Annotated in this window: 10 protein-coding genes; 7 read left to right on the forward strand and 3 right to left on the reverse strand. The window is 73.9% G+C overall.

Annotation, left to right across the window (positions count from 1 at the left end; translation table 11 throughout):
* Window positions 1–133: 133 nt before the first annotated feature.
* Window positions 134–811, reverse strand: coding sequence for a TetR family transcriptional regulator (locus ABT238_RS17415; protein WP_350762697.1), 678 nt, complete (start codon window positions 809–811; stop codon window positions 134–136).
* 119 nt (window positions 812–930) lie between these two features.
* Here ABT238_RS17415 and ABT238_RS17420 point away from each other — a divergent pair, with 119 nt between their 5' ends.
* The 4 genes from ABT238_RS17420 to ABT238_RS17435 all read left to right on the forward strand — a co-directional run bounded on the left by ABT238_RS17420 (window position 931) and on the right by ABT238_RS17435 (window position 5,288).
* Entirely contained in the window at window positions 931–1,494 is a 564-nt protein-coding gene (locus tag ABT238_RS17420) for a hypothetical protein (RefSeq protein ID WP_350762702.1), read from the forward strand.
* 152 nt (window positions 1,495–1,646) lie between these two features.
* Window positions 1,647–2,987 carry a GH1 family beta-glucosidase gene (locus tag ABT238_RS17425; RefSeq protein WP_350762719.1) on the forward strand — a complete coding sequence of 447 codons (1,341 nt, stop codon included), beginning with the start codon at window positions 1,647–1,649 and terminating at the stop codon, window positions 2,985–2,987.
* A gap of 557 nt (window positions 2,988–3,544) precedes the next feature.
* The gene (locus ABT238_RS17430) at window positions 3,545–4,162 is read left to right on the forward strand and encodes a hypothetical protein (RefSeq protein WP_350561534.1); all 618 of its coding nucleotides are present in this window, start codon (window positions 3,545–3,547) and stop codon (window positions 4,160–4,162) included.
* 331 nt (window positions 4,163–4,493) lie between these two features.
* Window positions 4,494–5,288, forward strand: coding sequence for an LURP-one-related family protein (locus ABT238_RS17435; RefSeq protein WP_502891439.1), 795 nt, complete (start codon window positions 4,494–4,496; stop codon window positions 5,286–5,288).
* A 192-nt stretch (window positions 5,289–5,480) separates the two neighbouring features.
* Here ABT238_RS17435 and ABT238_RS17440 read toward each other — a convergent pair whose 3' ends face one another.
* Window positions 5,481–6,203 carry an alpha/beta hydrolase gene (locus ABT238_RS17440; RefSeq protein ID WP_350561538.1) on the reverse strand — a complete coding sequence of 241 codons (723 nt, stop codon included), beginning with the start codon at window positions 6,201–6,203 and terminating at the stop codon, window positions 5,481–5,483.
* Between the two features lie 737 nt (window positions 6,204–6,940).
* Window positions 6,941–7,309, reverse strand: a complete 369-nt coding sequence (locus ABT238_RS17445; protein WP_350561542.1) for a hypothetical protein — start codon at window positions 7,307–7,309, stop codon at window positions 6,941–6,943.
* Between the two features lie 978 nt (window positions 7,310–8,287).
* On the opposite strand from ABT238_RS17445, the gene ABT238_RS17450 reads away from it, so the two are divergent.
* From ABT238_RS17450 to ABT238_RS17460, 3 genes are read left to right on the forward strand one after another with little or no spacing between them, the layout of a single operon-like run.
* A complete protein-coding gene (locus ABT238_RS17450) occupies window positions 8,288–11,875 on the forward strand; it encodes a beta-ketoacyl synthase N-terminal-like domain-containing protein (RefSeq protein ID WP_350762760.1) in 3,588 nt (1,195 codons plus the stop codon).
* A gap of 14 nt (window positions 11,876–11,889) precedes the next feature.
* A complete protein-coding gene (locus ABT238_RS17455) occupies window positions 11,890–18,405 on the forward strand; it encodes an acyltransferase domain-containing protein (RefSeq protein WP_350762768.1) in 6,516 nt (2,171 codons plus the stop codon).
* The gene (locus ABT238_RS17460) at window positions 18,392–23,377 is read left to right on the forward strand and encodes a thioester reductase domain-containing protein (RefSeq protein WP_350762784.1); all 4,986 of its coding nucleotides are present in this window, start codon (window positions 18,392–18,394) and stop codon (window positions 23,375–23,377) included. Before ABT238_RS17455 ends, ABT238_RS17460 begins: the two co-directional genes overlap by 14 nt.
* Window positions 23,378–23,403: the final 26 nt, after the last annotated feature.

The raw sequence follows: 23,403 nt of genomic DNA on the forward strand, positions 1-23,403 counted from the left end.
TCCTCGGGTGTCGGGGGGACAGCGGGGACCGGTGGGCCGGCTGGTGCCGCCCTCCTGTCTCCACTGTGCTGCCCGCCCGCCCGGGCCGCAACGGCTCACCGGGACCCGCCGCGGACCAGCGGCGGGCCGTCACTCAGCGTGGGCCGAGCTGTTCGAGGAGGTAGCAGCGGACCAGCCGCTTGCACTCGCCGATCATCACCGGATCGCCCTGCGGATCCGCGCGGAAGGCCAGCTTCAGCACCGCGTCCGCCGCCTCCAGGGCCACCCGCAGACCGAGCGTGAGGGCCGCAGGGTCGGCCGTCGCGAAGAGTTCGCCGCCCAGCGCCTGGAGCCGCAGCGCGACCGCCGTGTTGTTGTCCACGGCGGTGTCCAGCAGGTGCCGGTCGTCCTGGACGCCGGGCGGTACGGCCGGTCCGGTGAGCCCGAAGTCCACCTGCCCGAAGCCCGGGACCGTCCGCTTCATCGCGACGAACTCCTCCACCGCGAGGTCGGTGAACCCGGCCGGTCCGGTGGGGGCCCCGGTGCGCAGCCGCTCGTCGAGCCGGTGCAGGTAGTGGTCGAGGTTGCGGCCGGCGAGCGCGGCGAGCAGGTCCTCCTTGCCCGCGAAGAACTGGTACAGCGTGCCGATCGGCACCTGCGCGCGGTGGGCCACCTCCTTGGTGGTGAGGGCCGTCGCCCCGGCCTCGTCGAGCAGCGCGGCGCAGGCGTCCAGGATCCGCTCGTAGCGCTCCTGGCTGCGCTGCTGCACCGGCCGTCGCCGTCCGGGGCCCGTCCGCCCCGGGCCCGGGTGACTCCTCGTGTCCGCGCTCATGGGGCCACTGTGCCGCAAACGCCGTTCACCGGGCCAATTCCCGCGATCCGCCGCGGACCGCGTGCCGTGCGCGCAGGGCATAGGCTCTGCGCTGATCACAGGGGCAGGGAGAGGAAGACATGGGCCAGAAGATCATCCGATTCTCGGATCTGACCGGCAAGCACGCGGAGAACGAGGACGACCTGGTGCGGATCGTCGTCCGCGACCACCCCGACCTGGCGGACGGCCCGGTCGAGATCGAGGCGCTGCCCGGGGAGCTGGCCGGCATCGCGGGCCTGGCGCTCGATCTGGTGACCGTCGAGCTGCACCACCCGGACGGCGACGAGCCGGAGACCGTCGTGATGACCGCCGAGGCGTTCGACCGCCTGGCGACGGCCGCGCCGATGGCCGAGGTGCTGCGCGGCGCCGAGCGCGCGCCCCGCGCCATCCCGGGCCAGAGCCCGGCCACCGCCGCCGCGGCCGCCCGGGAGCGGGTGAACTACGCGAGCCTGGAGCACGCCGGCCGCCCCCACAAGGGCCGCACCACCGACGCCGAGAAGCAGCTCGTCCAGCAGCACCTGGACGAGATCAACGCCCGCCTGACGGCCGAGGGCATCCGGACCATCGACCTGGCCAACCCCGAACACGTCACCCGCTACGGCCTCGAATCCCTCGCCCACACCCGGGGCGCCACCCTCACCTGACGTCCGTCCCTCTCCCCGGTGGTTCGTGGGGCGGGCCGCCGGGGAGCGGGGGCACCGCGACGTCTCCGGATCGCCGGGGCCCTGGCAATCCACCGGCCGGCCACTAATATGAGCAGTCCTCATATTTTGCGCGTCGAGGGGGAGCTGCTGCCGTGCCGAACCGATCCGACCTTCCCGCGGACTTCCGCTGGGGCGTCTCCACCGCCGCCTACCAGATCGAGGGAGCCGTCGACGAGGACGGCCGGGGCCCGTCCGTCTGGGACACCTTCGCCGCCCGCCCCGGCGCGGTCCGCGACGGGCACACGGGGGCGGTGGCCTGCGACCACTACCACCGGTATCCCGAGGACATCGCCCTGATGCGGGGCCTCGGCCTGGACGGCTACCGCTTCTCCATCGCCTGGCCCCGGATCCAGCCCACCGGCGCGGGCGCCGTCAACCCCGCCGGCCTCGCCTTCTACGACCGCCTCGTCGACGCCCTCCTCGCCACCGGCATCACCCCGCTGCCCACCCTCTTCCACTGGGACCTCCCGCAGGCCCTGGAGGACCGGGGCGGCTGGCTGAACCGCGACACCGCCCACCGCTTCGCGGACTACACGGCCGCCGTCGCCGACCGCCTCGGCGACCGCGTCCCCGCCTGGATCACCCTCAACGAGCCCTTCGTCCACATGGTCTACGGCTACGCGCTGGGCATCCACGCCCCCGGCCGCGCCCTGCTGCTCGACGCCCTCCCCACCGCCCACCACCAGCTTCTCGCCCACGGCCTGGCGGCCTCCCTGCTCCACGGGCGCGGCCTCGACGTGATGATCGCCAACAACCTCACCCCCGTGCAGGCCGCCTCGTCCTCGGCCGCCGACCTCGCCGCCGCCGACGCCTACGACGCCCTCCACAACCGCCTGTTCACCGACCCCCTCCTCCTCGGCCGCTACCCCGACCTCACCGCCTTCGGCGTCGGCCCCGACCTCCACGGCGCCGTCCGCCCCGGCGACCTCGACCTCATCACCACCGCCCCCCTCACCGGCCTCGGCGTCAACTACTACAACCCCACCCGCATCGCCGCCCCCACCGACCCCGGGGGCCTCCCCTTCGACCTCGTCGACATCCCCGACGTCCCCCGAACCGCCTTCGGCTGGCCCGTCGTCCCCGAAGGCCTGCGCGAACTCCTCCTCACCCTCCGCGACCGCTACCCCGACACCCTCCCCCCGATCACCATCACCGAGAACGGCTGCTCCACCACCGAGGGCCCCGACGACCCCACCCGCATCTCCTACCTCGCCACCCACCTCGACGCCCTCGCCACCGCCATCACCGAAGGCATCGACGTCCGCGGCTACTACACCTGGTCCCTCCTCGACAACTTCGAATGGGCCGAGGGCTACCACCAACGCTTCGGCCTCGTGCACGTCGACTCCGCGACGCAGCGGCGCACGCCGAGGGCCTCGTACGCCTGGTACCGCGACCTGATCACCGCTCACCGAAATGGCCGCGTACGGTAGTTGGCCTTCGGGTTCAGTGGTGGCATGTGACGCTCCAGCCCCGGAAGGCGGGGCATGGTGGACAGGGGCGTCCGTGGCCGCGCGTCACGGCAACGGGTGGTGACAGGGTGATCGACAGGCCCAGGAGGCGTCACCGGTAGTCCCAGTCGGCGACCCGACCAGCTCCGGGCGGCCGACACGGCCTACCGGGATCCGCTCGGCAGTGAGCGTCGGCAGGTCCTCGAAGGAGCACAGCGATCCGCGCGGCGGTGGCGGCGGCCGTGTCGGTGGCGATGAAGCCCGAGGCGACGGCGTTGACGGTGGTGCCGAACCGGCCGGGCTCGCTGGCCCGGGTCTCGGCGGGTGCGCAAGCGGCTTGTGCGGCAGATGGCTCAGCGGCTTGCAGAGGACCGCAGGACCGTGAAGATCACCTGGTCCACCCGTCCGGGTTGGTGTGCCGTCCGAGGCCCACGCGGCGGGCGTCGGCACAATGAGGCATGGGATCAAGCCCTGGGCCGGCCGGTTCACCGTCGGCGACACTCGATCAGGCCGCCGCGCGGGGCGAGCGCTGGTGGCCGGTGGCACTGGCGATCGCCACGGCCGCGATGCTCCACCTGGCGCTGCCCGCCTCGTACCGGCTGGACCCCGCATGGATGGTTCCCGTGGTCATGCTCACCCTGCTGGGGGCACTGATCCTTGGTGACCCGGGGCGGATCGATCGGCAGAAGCGGTGGCTCAGAGTGGTCACCGATGTCATGATCGGCTTCATCACCGCGGCCAACCTCTATGCGGGTGTCCACCTGGTGGTGGACATCCTGACCGACAACAAGCTGTTCGCCGACAACGCCACCGGTCTGCTGGCCACCGGGGGAGTGACCTGGGCCACGAACGTGATCGCCTTCGCGCTGTGGTACTGGGACCTCGACCGAGGCGGTGCAGCGGCCCGCGCCCGCCCGCTCCAGCCGAGCCCGAGTTTCGTGTTCCCCGAGATGCAGCACTCGGCCTACGCGACGGCCGACTGGGTGCCGACGTTCGCCGACTACCTCTCGCTGGCCTTCTGGACCGCCACGGCGTTCAGCCCGGCCGATGTCTCCGCCGTCAGGAGATGGGCGAAGCTGCTGATGATGGTGGAGGCCGCGGCCTCCCTCATCGTTGCCGCCCTGGTGATCGCCCGCGCGATCAACATCCTGCAATAGACGAGGCGGGCACACCGGCCTGTGGTGAGCAGCCGCCCCGTCGACGAGGTCCGTCGGATGGACACGACCGGTGTAGGCAGGTGCACCTGACTGTCGGCGCTCCGGCCTCGTCCACGTCGACTTCGAGACGCAGCGCCGCACCCCCAGGGCCTCCTGCGCCTGGTACCGCGACCTGACCGCGGCCCACCGGGCTTGGCGCGCACAGTGGTTGAGGTGTCTCGAACCGGGCCCGAGCCGGCGTCCCGGGTGTGACTTCGCTCATACCGCCGCCGTCGGGTGGCGGACAACTGGCGCTCGCAGCCGCAGAAGCCGCAGGTCACGGGCAGAACCGGTGGTCCGTGGGCGAACCGCGGCGGTCGAACGATCTGGCCCTCCGGGGCGGATTGAGCCTAGCCTGCCCGCCATGTCCCAGAACACGAACACTCCCGGCTTCCCCGGGCAGCCGGTCGCTCCGGTCGGCGACTCCGCCAAGGTGCGGCGCCAGGTACAGCAGCAGGCGGGTGTCGGCCCGGTCTCCGGTGGCGGCGGCACCCTGTTCTCCGAGCCGGTCCTCGTGGTGAACCAGAAGGCCAAGCTGATCGAGCTGACCAACGAGTACGCCGTCTTCGACCAGCAGGGCGCCACGCTGGGCTCGGTGGTCCAGGTCGGCCAGAGCGGTCTGCGCAAGGCGGTACGACTGCTCACCTCCCTCGACCAGTATCTGACCCACAAGCTGGAGATCCGTGACGCGCACGGCATTCCGGTGCTGCTGCTGACCCGCCCGGCGAAGTTCATCAAGTCGCGGGTGGTCGTGCAGCTTCCGAACGGCCAGGAAGTCGGCCAGATCGTTCAGCAGAACGCCATTGGGAAGATCAACTTTGCGCTGGAGGTCGGCGGGCGGAAGGTCGGCGCCGTCAAGGCCGAGAACTGGCGGGCCTGGAACTTCTCCATCGTCGACGAGACGGACACCGAGATCGCCCGGATCACCAAGACCTGGGAAGGCCTGGCGAAGACGATGTTCACCACGGCCGACAACTACGTGCTCCAGATCCACCGCCCGCTCGCCGACCCGCTGCTCAGCCTCGTCGTGGCGACCGCGCTGACCGTGGACACCGCGCTGAAGCAGGACGCCCGCGGCCTCGGATAGCCGCGACCGCACCCCGTTCGTTCCTGCGTCGTTGTCACCTGCTCACCTGCTCACCTGCTTATCTGCTCACCGGCGCCGGAGCGACGTGCGGGGCCAAGGGGTGATCAGGCCGCGTTGCCTTCCGGTCGGCGTGACGGTGCCGGTCGCAGCCGTCGAGGACTGGCAGCGACCGGCACTCTCGGAACGCGCTCGCTAGCCGGCCGGGGTGAGGCGGCTTCCGGTGGCGAGCCGGTGAAGCAGTCCGATGGTCTCCTCCTCGTGGGACGCGAAGACTCCGTGGTCGCTGTGCCAGGTGAGCGCGTGGGTCGCCCGGGCGGCGAAACGGCGTTGCAGGTCCGGGTGCATGGCGCGGTCCTCGGCGCAGACCACGTAGGTGCTGGGCCGTCGGTGCCAGGCGGCGCTCGTCGTCGGCTGATGGCCGGGGGCCATCAGCTGGGGGACCAGGGCGGCGGTGTGGCGGGCACGTTCCTCTTCGCCGAGTTGGGCATGGAACAGCCCTCCCGCCGCCTCCGGGTCGATCGTCGTGGTTCCGGCAGGGTCACCGACCATGCTGGTCCCCAAGCCGGTGGGCGGTGCACCGGCGAGAAGCCCGAGGGCGGTCTCGCCGCGGTCCGGCATCATCGCGGCGAGGTACACGAGGTGGTCGATCTTGTGTGGCGGAAGACCGGTGATGACGGCACCGCCGTAGGAATGTCCGCACACGACGGCCGGGCCGCCCCCGGCCAACCGGTCCAGCGCGGTCTCGGCCGCGGCCGTGTCGGCCGCCAGCGAACCACGGTGCAGCTCGGCGACGGCCACGGCGACACCACGTGCCCGCAGCCCGGCTGCGACGCCGTCCCACGCATGGCCGGTGTGCCACGCGCCGTGCACCAGCAGCACCCCCGGGGACGTGCCGGAGCGGGAGGAAGGGGTCATGAGGGGCCTCTCGGTGTTCGGTGGATCGGGAACCGTGGGAGTACGCCCATAGGAGTCACCGGCCGGGGAAAAGGATTCGGCCCTCGCCGGGGGCCGCCGGCTTCCGTGAAACCGGTGACGGCTGGGGAGAGTTGCAGACCGTACCGAAGCTGGCCGCGCTCGCCGAGATCGAGGGGGACTACGCCGACGCCGAGTCCCGCCACACCGCCGGGCCGCGTCTCGCCGAGCGGGGCCACGTTTTCGGCGAGGTGTTCGCCGTCAGGGGCCTCGCCCTCGGCGCGCGCCGTGCCGGTGACCTCGACGAGGCGGAACGCCACCTCGGAGCGCTGCGGGACGACTACCCCTCGTGGACCGCGGGAAGGCACCTGATCGAGGTGGAGCTCGGTTTCGTCGCCGAACTGCGCAACCTGCCCGAGCGGGCAGCCGCCCACCAGGAAAGCGGCCTGGACCACGCCCGGCGGCTGGCCGGGCCGCGCGCCCTCGCCCTCTCCCTGGAAGGCGTCGCCGGCGCGGCCGCGGCCACCGGTGTCACCACGGGGTTCGCTCGTGCCGCGCTGCTCCTCGGCGCCGCCGACGCCGCCCGCCGGTTGCCCGCTTCGCCTCGGCGTTCGAGGAGGGTGCTTCCCTCCCGCTCCCGGACGCCGTCCGCACCGCCACCGCAGTCTGAACAGTGCGGCGGCCGAACTCCCGTACGAGCGAGGCGGCTTCCCGGCACTGGCGGGCGCCGGGGGCGGTGCTCAGGCTGGGGTGAGCCAGGCTTCGTCGAGGCCGCCGAGGGCGAAGCCGTTGTCGAAGCGGACCGTGTAGCGGATCTGGCCGGTGCCGGCTCCGGGGGCGGAGGTCGTCGCGTCGATCACCCGCTGGCGGAGGTCGGCGACCAGGCCGGCGGTGAAGGGGTCGAGGCGGCTGCCGCGGAGTTGCTGGTCGAAGCTCGCGAGGTAGTCCTGGGAGGCGCCGCCGGCTTCCCTTGCGGAGGCGGTGACGGTGCCGGTCAGGCCCGCGGCGAGGGAGAGGGGGCCGGGGAGGCCGGTTCCGGCCGTGGTGCCGCCCGGGGTGATCTGGACGTCCCTGGTCAGTTTCACCTTCGCGCCGATCTCGTACGGCATGGGTGGTCCCCCCTTGTTCGATCGTGGCCCTGACTGGGGCAAGCGTAGTGGGGGTGCCGTGGCGGGAACGTAAGTTCGGCAGACCGGGTGGCCGTCTCCGGCGGTTGTCGTGCACCCGCCGCTGGAGCGGTGACAGTTATGGATTCAACTTATCTTCATCACACGGCCGTTGGTGGATTGTGGTGACGATCGGGTCTCCGGCCGGTTCTTGGCGTGTCCATGAGGAATTCGGGGGAATGAATTGGCATGGTCACTCAACAATCGAAGTGCCCGAAACGGGAAAGTTCGCCCATGGTGTCGGCGTGCCGCTCGTCCGTATCGGCGCACGCCACCTCCCGCAGGGGTGCGTGATCCCAAGTGTGTCGAATTCGTGACGCGAAAGTGGTCGATTCCGGGAACCGGTCGGCGGTCGGCGGTCGTCCGACTTCCCGCGCCTGGTCAGGGAAGTTCTTCGCCGGGCCGGCCTGGCGGCCCAGGTGGCTCCGGAGGGCTGGAAGGCGCCCTGATGGGGGCCGGTGTGGCGGAGCGCACATTGACTCGCCCGGCGTGTCCTGCGCGCCCTGAAGACCTTTGCTGGCACGCTAGTTGACGACCTGTCATACAAGCCCGCGGCGTTGATCATGGCAATTGGAATTTCTTGACAGCCCGCATCGGCTGCTCATAGCCTGGCCGCGTCCGGGTTCCGGTGCAACGGGGTGTTGAAGCGTACCGCGATCCGCGGGCGGCACTGGTTCTGGATTTCCTTTCTGTTACTCAATGTTTCTTCCGGGAAAACTCCCTGGGCGATTGTACGCAAGGGCGCTTTCGGGATCTTGGATTCTTCCTGCCCTGAGTCATCGGCATCGTGTCCTGGTGTGTCGCGATGCCGTCAAGAAAATGCATGCTGCGGGCCCGGATTTCTTGGGGGGACCAGGGCCGGATTCCTGTGGCGAACCGTCCGGAATCACCGACATTCATTTACGCATGGGGGGAGAGTCGATGCCGACGCGCGCCAAAACAGAGGCCGGGACACTTGTCGAACTCTTGCGGTACCGGGCCGAGCACCAGCCCGACCAGGTCGGCTACCGGTTCCTGAGTTTCTCGGGCACCGGTCAGCCGGAGGAGTCGCTCCTGACCTGGAGCAGGCTGGACGCCTGGGCGAGGGCCGTGGCCGTCACCCTGCGGGCGGAGGGCACCCCGGGGGACCGGGTGCTGATGCTCTGCCCGCCGGGACTGGACTACGTGGCCTACTTCTTCGGCTGCCTCTACGGCGGATTCATCCCGGTGCCGGCCTATCCGCCGGGAACGGCCAAACACGTCGGCCGGGTACAGGCGATCGCCCTCAACTCCGGTGCGGCGATCGTCCTGACGGACGAGTCCTCCGACCTGGCGGACGCCGCCTCGGCGATCGCCGACGGCGCGGCCGGCGCGGCCGGTGACGGCGCCATGTCCCCGTTGTCGCAGGCCCGTTGGCTGCTGGCCGACGGCCGGGTGCTGGACGGGCGGGAGGACGGCTGGACCCCGCCGCCGATCGCCGGCGAGAGCACCGCGTTCCTGCAGTACACCTCCGGTTCGACCTCCACGCCGAAGGGTGTGATCGTCACCCACCGGAACCTGATCGCCAACGCCCGGGCCGCGCAGGGCGCCTTCGGCCTCACCACCGAGAGTCAGAGCGTGAGCTGGCTCCCGCCGTACCACGACATGGGGCTGATCGGCGGCATCATCTGCCCGTTGCACACCGGCTACACCGTCACCCTGATGGCGCCGGTGTCCTTCGTCCGCGACCCGGCAGTGTGGCTGGAGGCCATCAGCCGCTACCGGGGCACCGTCAGTCCGGCGCCGAACTTCGCGTACCAGATGTGTGTCGAGCGGGTGACGGAAGAGGTCAAGGACGGTCTGGACCTGTCGAGTTGGGTCTCGGCGCTGAACGGGGCCGAGCCGGTCCAGCCGGCGGTGCTGGACCGCTTCGCGGCCGCGTTCGAGCGCTGCGGATTCCGCCGGAGCAACTTCTACCCCTGCTACGGGCTGGCGGAGAGCACCCTGCTGGTGTCGGGCGCGCGTCCGCAGGGCGAACCGATGGTGCGCCACGTCTCCAAGCCGGAGCTGGAGCAGGGCCGGATCAGGCCACCCCATGACCTGAACTCCGTGCAGTCACTGGCGAGTTCGGGCGAGGTCGCGTCGGACACCGAGGTGGCGATCGTGGCCCGGGACCGGGGCGAGGCGCTGCCGCCGGGCGAGGTCGGGGAGATCTGGGTCCGCGGGGAGAGCGTCGCGGCCGGCTACTTCGAGGCGCCGGAGGCGACGGCGGAGACCTTCGGCCTCCGGCTGGCGAACGGCGAGGGCCCGTACCTGCGCACCGGAGATCTCGGGGTGCTGATGGACGGCGAACTGTTCGTCACCGGACGGGCCACCGACCTGATGATCTTCCGGGGCCGCAACGTCTACCCGCAGGACGTCGAGGCGACCTGCACCGACAGCGACCCCTCGCTCGGGGCGGTCCGGGCCGCGGCCTTCACGGTCGAGGCGGACGGCGAGGACGTGCTGGTCGTCGTCCAGGAGTTGCCGCGCGGGCGGGTGACCGCCGAGCAGGCGAAGGAACTCGTCGTGACGATCCGCCGGAGGATCTCCGAGGAGCACCAACTGCAGGTGCACGAGGTGGTGTTGGTGCCGGCCCGCAAGATCCCCACCACCTCCAGCGGCAAGGTCCAGCGCCGGGCCTGCAAGGCCCAGTACCTGGAGGGTTCGCTGCCCGTGGCACGTCCGGCGGCGGCCCGTCCGGCCCCGGCGGGCGCGGTGGCCGGGGAGCAGGCCCCCGCGGGCACCGCCGCCCCGGATCGGGCCCCGGAGCAGGCGCCCGCCGAAAAGCCGGCCGACGGCCGCGCGGCGGCGGCGCGCGCGTCCAAGCCCGCGTCCAAGCCCGCGTCCAAGCCCGAGTCCAAGCCCGAGTCCGCGCCCGAGTCCGCGCCCGAGTCCGCGCCGGAGTCCGCGCCCGAGCCCGCGCGGACCAGGACCGCCGCCGAGATCGAGGACCGCCTCAGGGAGCTGATCGCCGCCGGAGCCCGGATCGAACTGCACGAGGTGGCTGTCGACGAGCCGTTCACCTCGTACGGGATCGACTCGATCCAGGCGGTCTCGCTGGCCGGCACGCTCTCCGACTGGCTCGGGCACCACGTGCCCGACACGCTCGTCTGGGAACACCCCACGCCGGCCGCCGCGGCCCGCGCACTGGCCGGGGAACTGCGTGCGGCGAACGCCGCGCAGTCGCCGGCCCAGGCACCCGCGCGGGCGGCGCGGGGCGGGGCCGAGGACGCGATCGCGGTGATCGGGATGGGGTGCCGGTTCCCGGGTGGTGTGACGGGTGCGGAGGGGTTCTGGGAGTTCCTGGCCCGTGGTGGTTCGGGGATCACGGAGATTCCGTCGGACCGGTGGGACGTGGAGGAGTTCTTCGACGAGGAGGCGGGGGCGCCGGGGCGGATGTATGTCCGTCATGGTGGGTTCGTCGACGGGGTGCGGGGTTTCGACGCGGGGCTGTTCGGTATTCCGCCGCGTGAGGCGGTGGGTATCGACCCGCAGCACCGGTTGGTGCTGGAGGTGGCCTGGGAGGCCCTGGAGCATGCGGGGGTGGCGCCCGATTCGCTGCGCGGCAGCCGGACGGGCGTGTTCGTCGGCATGGGTGGCAGCGACTTCCAGCGCCTCGGCGCGGGGGACGTCTCGCTGATCGACGCGTACTCGGCGACGGGCAGTTCGGGCAACTTCGGTGCCAACCGTCTGTCCTACGTGCTGGGTCTGGAGGGGCCGAGCATGGTGGTGGACACGGCGTGCTCCTCCTCGCTGGTGGCGTTGCACCTGGCGGTGCAGAGCCTGCGTGCGGGTGAGTGCGAGACGGCGCTGGCGGGTGGCGTCAATGTGATGCTGTCGCCGGATTCCTCGGTGGCGCTGTCCAGTGGGCGGATGCTCTCCGCGCAGGGCCTGTGCCGGACTTTCGACGCGTCCGCCGACGGCTACGTCCGCGGCGAGGGCGCCGGCGTGGTGGTGCTCAAGCGGCTGTCCGACGCGCTGGCGGCCGGGGACGACGTCCTCGCCGTGGTCCGCGGCTCCGCGGTGAACCAGGACGGCCGCAGCAACGGCCTCACCGCGCCCAGTGGCCGCGCCCAGGAGGACGTGGTGCGGCGGGCGCTGTCGGTGGCGGGGATCGCCGCGGCGGAGGTCGGTTTCGTCGAGGCGCACGGGACGGGGACGCCGCTGGGCGACCCGATCGAGGTGCGGGCGCTGGGCCGGGTGCTGGGGGAGGGCCGGGAGCCCGACAGCCCGGTGGCGCTGGGTTCGGTGAAGACGAACATCGGTCATCTGGAGGCGGCGGCGGGCATCGCCGGCTTCATCAAGGCGGTGCTGACGGTCCAGCGCGGCTGGATCCCGCCGCATCTGAACCTGGTCGAGCCCAACCCGCACGTCGAGTGGGCGGACCTGCCCGTGTCGGTGCCGACCGTACTGACCCGCTGGGAGCAGGAGCGGCGCTTCGCGGGGGTGTCGGCCTTCGGGTTCGGCGGCACCAACGCCCACGTCGTGCTGGAGGGAACGCGATGGTAGACAGGAGTGTTGACGTGACGTCAGGAATTTCCGGCGGACAGTCCGACCCCGGTGGTTCCCCCGTCCTGGTGAAGGTCTCGGGGGCGGAGAGCGGGTCCCTCAGGGCGGCGGCGGGGCGGCTGGCCGACTTCGTCGCCGCGACCGACGGAATCACCCCGGAGCAGGTGGCCTGGGCGGCCGGCGTGGGCCGGGCGGACCTCGGCGAGCGGGCGGCCGTGGTCGCGCAGACCAGGACGGAACTGACGGCGGGCCTTCGGGCGGTCGCCCTGGGCGGCAGCACCGCCGGCGTGGTCACCGGCCGCCGGGGCGTCGGCACCGCACCGCGGGTGGCGTTCGTCGTCCCCGGTCACGGCGCCAAGGTCGCGGGTGTGCTGGAGGGCCTGTACGGCACGGTCCCGGTGGTGACCGAGACGGTGGACGCGGTGGCGGCGGTGGTCGGCCCGGTCACCGAGCTGCCGCTGTCCGCACTGCTGTCGGGCGGCGAGGAGGCGCGGCAGGCGCTGGCCGCCACCGAGGTGGCCCAACCCGCCCTCTACACCGCCGCCGTGGCGCTGGGAGCCTGGTGGCGTTCGGTCGGCGTGGAGCCGGCCGCCGTGGTCGGGCACAGCGTCGGGGCGTACGCGGCGGCCGCGCTCGCCGGGGTGTTCACGGTCGCGGACGGCGCCCGGCTGACCGCTGCCCGGGGACGCCTGATGGCGGAACTCCCCGCGGGCGGCGCGATGGTGGCCCTGTCGTGCGCGCCGCAGGAGCTGGCCGGGATCGACCGGCTGGTCTCCGGTGAGGTCGGGATCGCGGCGCTCAACGGGCCCCGCGACACCGTGATCAGCGGCCCGCTGGAGGCCGTGACGGCGGTGGCGGACGAGCTGGCCGGCCGCGGTGTGCGCGGTGTCCGGCTCGCTGTGCCGCACGCCTTCCACTCCGCCGCCGTGGAGCCCGTCCTGGCCTCGCTGGCCGAGGAGTTCGCCGGGCTGACGATGAGCCTTCCCGGTCTTCCGCTGGTGTCCGACGCCACCGGTCTGCTCGCGGGCGAGGAGATCACCACGGCCGAGTACTGGGTCCGGCACACCCGCGAGCCGGTGCGGTTCGAGCAGGCGATGCGGACCGTGTGGGAGCGGGGCGTGCGGATCCTGGTCGAGCTCGGCACCGGCGGACTGCTCGGGCCGGCGGCCGGCACCGCGCCCGGCCGCGCGCCGGTCTGCGTCCCGTCGGCGTTCGCCGCCGGTCCCGCGCACCGCCAACTGCTCGGCTCGCTGGCCCGGTTGTGGACCGAGGGGTGCCAGGTCGACTGGCGGGCCGTCGGTCCGCGCCCGGCCCGCACGGTGAAGCTGCCGACCTACCCGTTCCAGCGGCAGGACTACGGTCCCGCCCCGGTCACCGGCCGGAGCGCCGACCGGCACGCGGCCCTGCCGCCGCTCCCGGCCCCGGCCGCCCCGGCCGCCCCGGCCGCCCTGGTGCCCGCGTCCCGTCCGGAGCCGGCGCCGCGGGCCCTGCCCGCCGGGGCACCCGCCACCGGGCGGTCCGTCTCCGCGCAGCCCGCCCCCGAGGAACTGGTCCGCCGGCTCAAGGAGGAGCTGGCCACCCTGCTGGACCTCGCCGACCCGGACGAACTCGACGCCGAGACCGGCCTGTTCGACCTCGGCCTGACCTCGGAGATGGTGGTCGGCCTGCGGGTCCGGATGGAGGACCTGATCGACCGGGACATCCCGGCCACCGCCGTCTTCGACCACCCCACCATCGGCAAGCTGGCCGGCTACCTGGCCGGCCGCCGCCTCCGGCAGGCCCCCGCGCCGCAGCGGCCCGCCGCCGACGCCACCCCGCGGCCCGCCGCCGCCGATGCGGCCGAGCAGACCGAGCCCGCCCCCCGGCCCGCCGCCCCGGCACCGGCGGCACCGCACTCCGAGCCCATCGCCATCGTCGGCATGGGCTGCCGGCTGCCCGGCGGCGCGAACGACCTGGACACGTTCTGGCAGCTCCTGCTGGACGGCCGCGACGCGACCGGCGAGGTGCCGGACGACCGCTGGGACCGCGAGGCGTTCTACGACGCCGACCCGGCCGCCCCCGGCAAGACCTCCACCCGGCGCGGCGGCTTCCTCACCACCCGGGTCGACGAGTTCGACGCGGACGCCTTCGGCATCTCGGCCCGCGAGGCCCGCGGGATGGACCCGCAGCAGCGCCTGCTGCTCGAAGTGGCCTCGGAGGCGCTCGCCGACGCGGGCGTGACCGCCGCCGAGGTCGACGGCTCCCGCACCTCGGTCTACGTCGGCATCAACACCTCCGACTACCTGCAGCTGCTGGTCGCGGAGGGCACCGCCGACGACGGCGCCCACCTGGCGACCGGCAACACCTTCAGCGTCGCGGCCGGCCGGCTGTCCTACCTGCTCGGCGCCCAGGGGCCGAGCCTGGCCGTCGACACGGCCTGTTCCTCGTCCCTGGTGGCGGCCCACCTCGCGGTCCGGAGCCTGCGTTCCGGCGAGTCGGACCTCTCCGTGGTGGCCGGTGTGAACCTGATGCTGGCCCCGGCCACCACGGCCGGGCTCTCCCGGCTGCGGGCGCTCTCGCCCGACGGCCGGTGCAAGACCTTCGACGCCTCGGCGGACGGCTACGGCCGCGGCGAGGGCGCCGGCGTGGTGGTGCTCAAGCGGCTCTCCGACGCGCAGGCGGCGGGGGACCACATCTGGGCGGTGCTGCGCGGCACGGCGGTGAACCAGGACGGCCGCAGCGCCGGCCTGACCGTCCCCAACGGCCTCGCGCAGCAGGCCGTGATCCAGGACGCGCTGCGCGACGCCGGGGCCTCGCCCGACGAGGTGGGTTACGTGGAGGCGCACGGCACCGGCACGGCGCTCGGCGACCCGATGGAGATCCAGGCGCTGGCCGAGGCGCTGCGGCCCGAGGGCGGCGACGCGCCGCCGCTGGTGGTCGGCTCCGCCAAGACCAACGTCGGGCACCTGGAGGCCGCCGCGGGCATCTGCGGGCTGGTCAAGGTGGCGCTGTCGCTGTACCACGGGCAGATCCCGCCGCACCTGCACCTGGAGAACCCGAACCCGCTGCTGGACTGGGCGGCGCTGCCGGTGACCGTGCCGACGGAGCTCACGCCGTGGACCACCGGCGGGCGGGCCCGGGTCGCCGGGCTCAGCTCCTTCGGCTTCAGCGGCACCAACGCGCACGTGGTGCTGGAGCAGGCTCCCGAGCCGCGGCCGGCCGACCGCCGGGTGGACGAACCCGCCGACGAGCGGCCCGAGTTGCTGGTGCTCTCGGCCCGCACCCCCGAGGGGCTGCGGGAGACCGCCGAGGCCTACCGGACGTTCCTGGCGGACGGCAGCGCCGTCCGCGGCCGGTCGGCCTGGGCCGAGACGGTCCGCACGGCGGCTGTCCGGCGCGACCACTTCGCGGCCCGGATGGCCCTGGTGGCCTCCTCGCCGGCGCGGGCCGCCGAGCAGCTCGACAAGCTGCTGGCCGGGGGCCGCCACCAGGTGCGCCAGGGCGTGGTGCCCCGGCCCGCCCGGAGCAGGCTGGTCTTCGTCTACGGCGGTCAGGGGTCTCAGTGGCCCGGCATGGGCCGGAGCCTGCTGGCCGACCCGGTGGCCGCGCGGGTGCTGCTGCGCTGCGAGGAGGTCGTCCGGGAGCTGGCCGGCTGGTCGCTGCTGGAGCAGCTGGAGGCGCCGCGCGAGGCCTCCCGGCTGGACGACACCAGCGTGACCCAGCCGGCGATCTTCGCCGTCGAGGCGGCGCTCACCGAGCTGTGGCGCTCCTGGGGCGTCGAGCCGGACGCGGTGGTCGGACACAGCGTCGGCGAGATCGCGGCGGCCGTCGCGGCCGGTGCCTTCGGCCTGGAGGAGGGCCTTCGGATCGCGGTGCTCCGCGGCCGGGTGATGGCCCGCAGCCACGGGCAGGGCCGGATGGCGGTGGTGGGCCTGCCCGTCGCCGAGGTCCGGACGCTGATCGAGCCGTACGGCGGGCGGCTGTTCGTCGCCGCCGTCAACAGCCCGGTCAACACCGTGGTCGGCGGGTTGCCGCAGGAGGTCGCGGCGCTGGAGGCGCAGGTCCGCGAGCGCAAGGCCTTCTGGATGGCGATGCCGGGCGAGTACGCCTTCCACACCCCCGTCCTGGACCCGCTGCGCGGTGAACTCGTCGACGCGCTGGGCGCGCTGGCGCCGGCCGGCCGCACGGTCCCGCTCTACTCCACGGTCACCGGTGGCCTGGCCGGCCCCGACGCGCTGGACGCGCGCTACTGGGCGGACAACATGACGCTGCCCGTCCGCTTCGCCGACGCGCTGCAGGCCGCCGCCGGCGAGGGGCACACCCTGGTGGTCGAGGCAGGCCCGCACGCCGTCCTGTCCACGGCCGTCCGGCAGAGCCTGGAGGGCCGGGTCGCCGGTCTCACCACGGCGGCCTCGATGCGGGCCGGCGCCGAGGCCAGGGCGACCATGCTGGACGCCGCCGGAGCCCTGCACGTGGCCGGCCGCCCGGTGGACCACCGGGCCCTGCACGGCGAGGGCCCGAGCACCGCCGCGCTGCCCGCCTACCGCTGGCAGCGGCAGCGGTACTGGCTGCCGGGCAAGCCGGTGCCGCACGGGCAGGCGCCCGACGCGCTCGCCCAGGACGTGTACGAGGTGGACTGGGAGCGGGTCGAGCCGCCCGTCCTGGAGCCGGGAACCGCCGGGCGTCCCCAGGGCACCTGGCTGCTGATCGAGGACCAGCACGGCCTGGCCGGCCGGGTCGCCGAGCGGCTGGCCGCCCACGGGGCACGGGCCAGGATCCTGACCGTGGCGGAGCCGGGAACCGCCGCGGCCTTCTGCCGGAACGGGCCGGACCGGCTGCGCGAACTGGTGGCCCGGGCCCTCGCCGAGGAGCCGGCCGTCCGCGGCCTGGTCCACCTGGGCGCGCTGCACGACGCGGCGGACCCGCGCCTGCCCGGCCCGGAGCTGGACGGCGCGCTCGCGCTGGCCTGTGGGCCGCTGCTGTTCGCCCCGAAGGTGCTGCGCGCCCGCCCTGGCGCCCCGGCACCCCAGCTGTGGGTGGTCACCCGTGGCGGTGTCGGCACCGACGGCGCGGCCATGGCCGCCTCGCACGCCCCCGCCTGGGGCCTCGGCCGGGCCGTCGCCCTGGAGCACCCGGAGATCTGGGGAGGCCTGGTCGACCTCGACCCGGCCGGCGCCGACCCCGGGCAGGAGGCCGAGGCGATCGCCGCCGAGCTGCTCGCCCCCGACGGCGAGGACCAGGTCGCGTACCGCGCGGGCCTGCGCAAGGCGGCCCGGCTGCGGCGGGTGGAGAACCTGCCCGCCACACCGTCGCCGACGGCGGTCGGCCCCGACGGCTCGTACCTGATCACCGGCGGCCGGGGCATCCTCGGCCTGCGGGTGGCCCGCTGGCTGGCCGGGCGCGGCGCCCGGCACCTGGTGCTGCTGGGCCGCCGGCCCGTCCCCGAGGACGGCCCCGGCCTTCCCGAGTCGGACCGTCAGCTGCTGGCGGCGCTCGCCGAGCTGAGGGCGGCCGGCGTCAGCGTCCACACCCCGCACGCCGACGTGGCGGACGCCGCCGCGATGGCCGGGGTCTTCGACACCGCCGCCAACCCCTGGCCGGCCGTCAAGGGCGTGGTGCACGCGGCCGGTCTCTTCGAGCCCCGGGCCGTCGTGGACCTGGACTGGCAGCACTTCCGGGACATCCTGCGGCCCAAGGTCGAGGGCAGCCTGGTGCTGGACGCGCTCACCGCGGCCGGCGGGGTCGACTTCTTCGTGATGTTCTCCTCCGCCTCCTCGGTCTGGGGCTCCGCGCTCGCGGGCCACTACGTGGCGGCCAACTACTTCCAGGACGTGCTCGCCCACGACCGGGTCAGCCGGGGCCTGCCGGGCCTCGCGATGAACTGGGGCTGGTGGGAGGAGAGCGAGATGGCCGGCCACCACGAGCAGTACTTCGAGTCGATGGGCCTGTACGTCCTCCCGAACGAGACCGGCCTCGCCGCCCTCGGCCGCACCCTGGGCTCCGGGCGCCACCAGCTGACCGTCGCACCGGTGGACTGGGCGAGGTTCCGCCCCGTCATGGAGGCCAAGCGGCGCCGCCCGCTGCTCACCCACCTGGGCACCCGGGCCGCGGCCGGCCGGGCCGGCGGCGACGCGATGCTGCTGGGCCGGCTGCGCCAGGCGGAGAGCCGGGCCACCCGGACCAGGCTGCTGGAGCGGGCGCTGCAGGCGGAGGTCGCGGCGGTGCTCGGCCGGGAGCCGGGCAGCGGGATCGACGCCGACCTCGGCTTCTTCGAGGCCGGGATGGACTCCGTGATGAGTGTCGAACTCAAGTTCCGGCTGGAGCAGTTGGTCGGCGAGGAACTGCCCGGCACGGTCGCCTTCGAACACCCCACCGTCGCCGCGCTCGGCGAGTACCTCCTCGGCGAGGTCCTCGGCCTGGCCGACCCGCTCCCGGAGCGGGCCGCCGAGGTGGACGAACTGTCGGCGGAACTCGCCCAGCTGTCCGAGTCGGAGCTGCTGGACCTCCTCGAGTCCGAGCTGAACCAGGAGAGCCACCATGACAACAACTGAGGAGCCGACCATGAACACCCAGGGGGCGGTCGCGCCCGAACGCCAGGAGGTGCTGCTCCGCGCCCTCGTCGAACTCAAGGCCGCGCGCGCCGAGGCGGCGGCGGCCAGGCAGGCCCGCGTCGAGCCGGTGGCCGTCGTCGGCGTGGGGTGCCGGTTCCCGGGTGGTGTGACGGGCGTCGAGGGGTTCTGGGAGTTCCTGGCCCGTGGTGGTTCGGGGATCACGGAGATTCCGTCGGACCGGTGGGACGTGGAGGAGTTCTTCGACGAGGAGGCGGGGGCGCCGGGGCGGATGTATGTCCGTCACGGTGGGTTCGTCGACGGGGTGCGGGGTTTCGACGCGGGGCTGTTCGGTATTCCGCCGCGTGAGGCGGTGGGCATCGACCCGCAGCACCGGTTGGTGCTGGAGGTGGCCTGGGAGGCCCTGGAGCACGCGGGGGTGGCGCCCGATTCGCTGCGCGGCAGCCGGACGGGCGTGTTCGTCGGCATGGGCAGCAACGACTTCCAGCGCCTCGGCGCGGGGGACGTCTCGCTGATCGACGCGTACTCGGCGACGGGCAGTTCGGGCAACTTCGGTGCCAACCGTCTGTCCTACGTGCTGGGTCTGGAGGGGCCGAGCATGGTGGTGGACACCGCGTGCTCCTCCTCGCTGGTGGCGTTGCACCTGGCGGTGCAGAGCCTGCGCGCGGGTGAGTGCGAGACGGCGCTGGCGGGTGGCGTCAATGTGATGCTGTCGCCGGATTCCTCGGTGGCGCTGTCCAGTGGGCGGATGCTCTCCGCGCAGGGCCTGTGCCGGACTTTCGACGCGTCCGCCGACGGCTACGTCCGCGGCGAGGGCGCCGGCGTGGTCGTGCTCAAGCGCCTGTCCGACGCCGTCGCCGCCGGCGACGACGTCCTCGCCGTGGTCCGCGGCTCCGCCGTCAACCAGGACGGCAAGAGCTCCGGCCTGACCGTCCCGCGCGCCTCCTCCCAGCAGGAGGTCGTACGGCGGGCGCTGTCGGTGGCGGGGATCGCCGCGGCGGAGGTCGGCTTCGTCGAGGCGCACGGGACGGGGACGCCGCTGGGCGACCCGATCGAGGTGCGGGCGCTGGGCCGGGTGCTGGGAGACGGCCGCGCGGCGGACAATCCGGTGGCCCTGGGGTCGGTGAAGACGAACATCGGTCATCTGGAGGCGGCGGCGGGCATCGCCGGCTTCATCAAGGCGGTGCTGACGGTCCAGCGCGGCTGGATCCCGCCGCATCTGAACCTGGTCGAGCCCAACCCGCACGTCGAGTGGGCGGACCTGCCCGTGTCGGTGCCGACCGAGCTGACCCGCTGGGAGCAGGAACGGCGCGTGGCCGGCGTGTCGGCCTTCGGGTTCGGCGGCACCAACGCCCACGTCGTCCTGGAGTCCCCGCCGGCCCGCGAGCGCGCCGCGGTACCGGCCCCGGACGGGCCCGTGGTGGTCAAGGTCTCCGGCTCCGGCGCCGCGGCGCTGCGCGAATCGGCCGCCCGGCTGGCCGAGTTCGCCGCCGCCGCCGACGCGCTCACGCCCACCGACCTCGCCTGGTCGGCCGGCGTCGGCCGCGCCGACCTCAGCGACCGCGCCGCCGTGGTGGCCGAGACCTCCGCCGCACTGGCCGAGGGGCTGCGGGCCGTGGCGAACGGCACCGGCGCCACCGGTGTGGTCACCGGCCGTCGCGGCGCCGGGCCGGTGCCGCAGGCGGCCTTCGTGGTCGCCGACAGCGGCGCCCGGGCCGACGGCCTGTACGGGAAGCTGCCGGTGGTGACCGAGACGCTCGACGCGGTGGCCGCCGCCCTCGGCGTCCCCGGCGAGGAACTGGCCGCCGACGACGGCCCGATGGCGCACTACGCGGCGGCGGTGGCACTCGGCGCCTGGTGGCGCTCGGTCGGTGTCGACGCGGACGTGATCGTCGGACAGGGCGCCGGCGCCTACGCCGCGGCGGCCCTGGCGGGAGTCCTCACCGTCGCGGACGGCGCCCGCCTGGCCCGGGACGGCCGCTCGGCCGACCTGACGGACGTACCGCTGCGGCTCCCGGCCGTCGACCTGATCCTCGCCCACGAGGCCGGTCCGGCGGGCCCGGAGGTGGCCACCGCCGCGTACTGGAGCCGCCTCGCGGCCACCGCCCAGGACCGGCCCGGCGCGCTCGACACGGCGCTGGCGGCGGCCGTGGACGGCGGGATCGGGATCCTCCTCGAACTGGGCGCCGGCGCGCTCACCGCCACCGGCGCGGACCAGGACGTCCCGCGCCTGGCCTCGGCGGCCGACGGGCCCTCGGCCCACCGGGTGCTGCTGGAGTCGCTCGCCCAGGTCTGGACCCGCGGCCGGGACGTCGACTGGTCCGCCGTCGCGGCCCGGCCGGCCGCCGCGGCCAAGCTCCCCACCTACCCCTTCCAGCGCGAGGAGTACTGGCCGCAGAGCACGCCCGCGGGCGCCACCGTCTCGCGGAGCGGCCGCGCGCTGCGCCCGCACATCCTGGAGACGGCGGACGGCGAGGTGATCGGCGAGAGCGAACTCTCCCTCGCCGCCCTGCCGTTCCTCGCCGAGCACCGCGTGCACGGACGGCTCGTGGTGCCCGGCGTGGTCTACCTGGAGCTGGTCCTGCGCTGCGCCGAGCGGGCCTTCGACGGGCCGGTCGGGATCGAGGACCTCTCGATCTCCCGCCCGCTGGTCCTCTCCGACCAGGACACCCGCACCGTCCAGGTGGTGCTGGGCCCCCTGACGGACGGCAAGACCGAGGTCCGCGTGCACAGCAAGGACCCGGAGACCGGCTGGCAGCAGCACCTGCGGGCCCTGGTCGTCCCGGCGGACCCGGCCGGGGGAGACCCGGTCGGGGTGACACCCGAGGCGCTCTTCGCGGACGCCGGTTCGCGCTGCCGGGAGACCCTGGACGGCGAGGAGTTCTACCGCCGGGCCTGGCACCCCGCGTTCCGGCTCGGCCCGAGCTTCCAGCTGGTGGAGTCCGCGCAGCGGGGGCCGGGTGTCGCGGTCGGGCGGCTGGTGCCGCCGGACGAGCGGACCAAGGGCGTCGCGGCCGGCGTCCGGGCCGACCTGCTGCTGCTGGACGCCTGCGTGCAGCTGGTCGCGATCGCGGGCCACCCGCAGCCGGCCGACTGGGCCGAGCGCCCGGTCCACCTGGGCACCGGCTACGAGCGGATGGTCGTGCACGGCGCCGTCGCGGCGGACGAGGTGCTGTGCACGGTGGTGACCCGGGAGACCGCCGACGGCTCGCTGGCCGGGGACCTGCGCCTGACCGCGCTGGACGGCTCGCTGGTCGCCGAACTGAGCGGGGTGTCGTTCCGTCCGGTCAGCGAGGCCCTGCTGGAGCGGATGGTGTCGAGCGGCCGGCCCGCGGGCGCCGCGGGCGCCGCCGGCCTTGTGGATCTGGCCGCGCTCCGCTCCGCCGCGCCCGCCGAGCGCGAGCGGGCGGTCACCGGGCACATGGTCCGCCTGCTGGCCGCCATCCTCGGCTCCGCGCCGGAGGACCTCGACCCGCAGACCGAGGTGACCATGGTCGCCGACTCGCTGATGCTCGCCGAGCTGAAGAGCCAGGTGGACCGCGACTTCGAGGTCAGCCTGCCGCTGGAGCTCGCGTTCGGCGGCGGCCGGCTGACCGACCTCGCGCTGTGGATCGCGGACGAGCTGGAGCAGCCGCCCGCGCAGGACCCGGCGGCTGCACAGCCGGCCCCCGCCGCCCCCGTGCCCGCGTCCGCCCCTGCCGAAGCGGCCCCCGCCGCCCCCGCCACCCCCGCCGCACGGCGTCCGCGCAGCCTCGGCAGCCGCCGGGTGCGGTCGATGAGCGTGCCGGAGATGGTGGAGAAGGCGGAGCTGGAGGCGTCGATCACCGCCACCGTGCCGCCCGAGCCGGCCGGGACGGCCCCGCAGGACGTCCTGCTCACCGGCGCCACCGGCTTCGTCGGGGCCTTCCTGCTCGCCGAACTGCTGGAGCGCGGCCGGGGCGCGGTGCACTGCCTGGTCCGCGCCGAGAACGAGAAGCACGCCGTCCGCCGGGTGCTCGCCAACCTGACCACCTACGGGATCGACATCGGCGATGCCGGGACGCGGATCGTGCCGGTCGTCGGGGACCTCTCCGAGCCCCGGTTCGGTCTCGGCGAGGAGGGGTTCACCGCCCTGCACGCGAAGATCGGCGGCATCTTCCACTGCGGTGCGACCGTGAAGTGGACCTACCCCTACAGCGGCCTGGAGGCCGCCAACGTGGACGGCACCCGCGAGGTGCTGCGGCTGGCGACGGCCGGCGCGGCGAGGCCCGTGCACTTCATCTCCACCGTCGGGGTGTTCTCCTCGAAGGAGTTCGAGGCCGACAGCGTGCCGGAGAGCCAGGACCTGCTGACCAGCGGCCCGCTGGTGGTCGGCTACGCGCAGTCGAAGTGGGTCGCCGAGCACATGGTCCGCACCGCGCACGCCCGCGGGGTGCCGGTCACCATCCACCGCATCAACTCGGGCCCGCACAGCACGTCCGGGGCGTTCAACCGGCTGGACCACCTGAGCATGGTGATCAAGGGCTGCGCGGAGGCCGGCATCGCGCCCGACCACGTCGAGATGCCGCTGCAGCCCGCGCCGATCGACTACGTGGCGCGCGCGGTGGTGGAGCTGGCCGGGCGCCCGGAGCTGAGCGGACGGACCTTCCACCTGGTCAACGACACCAAGCTGACCTGGATCGAGTTCTTCGACCTGGTCGAGGAGTTCGGCTACCCGATGGAGCGGATGACGTTCGCCCGCTGGAAGGAGAAGGTGACCGGCCGCGAGGCCGGCACCATGGCGCTGCTCGGACTGGTGCCCTTCCTCAACGACGCGGTCGACGACGTCCGGCTCCCGAGGTCCGCCGCCGAGGACACCCTGGCGGCGCTGGAGGGGACGGGCATCGCCTGCCCGCCGCTGGACGCCGCGCTGGTGCGCACGTACCTGGAGGCCTTCACCGCCAGCGGCTTCATGGAGAGCCCCGCCGCCGGCTGAGCCGCCGGCCCCTGCCCCCCGCCCGG

The organism is Kitasatospora sp. NPDC001527, from assembly GCF_040298605.1.
GTDB lineage: Bacteria > Actinomycetota > Actinomycetes > Streptomycetales > Streptomycetaceae > Kitasatospora.

Bases quoted from the DNA above. Each gene is read 5' to 3' on its own strand.
- ABT238_RS17415 (WP_350762697.1), bottom strand. From the start codon at position 811: ATGAGCGCGGACACGAGGAGTCACCCGGGCCCGGGGCGGACGGGCCCC.
- ABT238_RS17420 (WP_350762702.1), top strand. From the start codon at position 931: ATGGGCCAGAAGATCATCCGATTCTCGGATCTGACCGGCAAGCACGCG.
- ABT238_RS17440 (WP_350561538.1), bottom strand. From the start codon at position 6,203: ATGACCCCTTCCTCCCGCTCCGGCACGTCCCCGGGGGTGCTGCTGGTG.
- ABT238_RS17445 (WP_350561542.1), bottom strand. From the start codon at position 7,309: ATGCCGTACGAGATCGGCGCGAAGGTGAAACTGACCAGGGACGTCCAG.
- ABT238_RS17450 (WP_350762760.1), top strand. From the start codon at position 8,288: ATGCCGACGCGCGCCAAAACAGAGGCCGGGACACTTGTCGAACTCTTG.
- ABT238_RS17460 (WP_350762784.1), top strand. From the start codon at position 18,392: ATGACAACAACTGAGGAGCCGACCATGAACACCCAGGGGGCGGTCGCG.